Source organism: Telmatospirillum sp. J64-1 (genome assembly GCF_006980715.1).
Classification (GTDB): Bacteria; Pseudomonadota; Alphaproteobacteria; order Rhodospirillales; family Magnetospirillaceae; genus Oleiliquidispirillum; species Oleiliquidispirillum nitrogeniifigens.
Window position 1 is genome coordinate 1 of sequence record NZ_SBHN01000082.1, and the last position, 666, is coordinate 666.

Annotated in this window: 1 protein-coding gene; it reads left to right on the forward strand. The window is 62.2% G+C overall.

Features of this window, described 5'->3' with window-relative positions; all coding sequences use genetic code 11:
• The first annotated feature begins 95 nt into the window (after window positions 1–95).
• Window positions 96–482, forward strand: coding sequence for a hypothetical protein (locus EPD66_RS23865; protein WP_221931111.1), 387 nt, complete (start codon window positions 96–98; stop codon window positions 480–482).
• Window positions 483–666: the final 184 nt, after the last annotated feature.

Genomic DNA, 666 nt, shown 5'->3' on the forward strand with positions numbered 1-666 from the left:
CTAGAGCGGATTTCGAGCGTTTCGAATCGCCAGGGATTCCCAAAGGAGCGAAAATCTGATTCATCATGCTGGCTGGAGTGAGGAGGCCAGCATGAATGGGACAGCCTCTATCAATGGATTTGCGTTCGCGGGTGTTGGCAGCGATTGACGGCGGCATGAGTTGCCGTTCGGCGGCGGCCCGGTTTGGCGTGGCCCCTTCGACGGCGATCCGGTGGCATGGCCAGCGTCGCGACACCGGTAGTTTTGCCCCTAAGCCCCAAGGCGGGGACATGCGGTCGCATCGGGTCGAGGAGCGGCGCGACGACATCCTGGCGATCTGGGAAGCCCGCAAGGACATCACCCTGGATGAACTTCGCGATGCGTTGGCCGCCATCGGTCTTACAGTATCGCGCGTGGGCCTTCATCGTTTTTTTGTCCGACATGGGATTACGCGTAAAAAAAGACCGGCCACGCGATCGAGCAAGACCGCCCCGACATCCTGACGGAGCGGCAGGACTGGTTCGATGGTCAGCTTGACCTGGATCCGGAACGCTTGATTTTCCTCGACGAGACATGGACGGCGACCAATATGGCCCGCACGCACGGACGCTGCCCCAGGGGCGAGCGGCTGCGGATGGGGGTCCCACACGGCCATCGCAAGACCACCACCTTGGTCGCGGGGCTGCG

Bases quoted from the DNA above. Each gene is read 5' to 3' on its own strand.
- EPD66_RS23865 (WP_221931111.1), top strand. From the start codon at position 96: ATGGGACAGCCTCTATCAATGGATTTGCGTTCGCGGGTGTTGGCAGCG.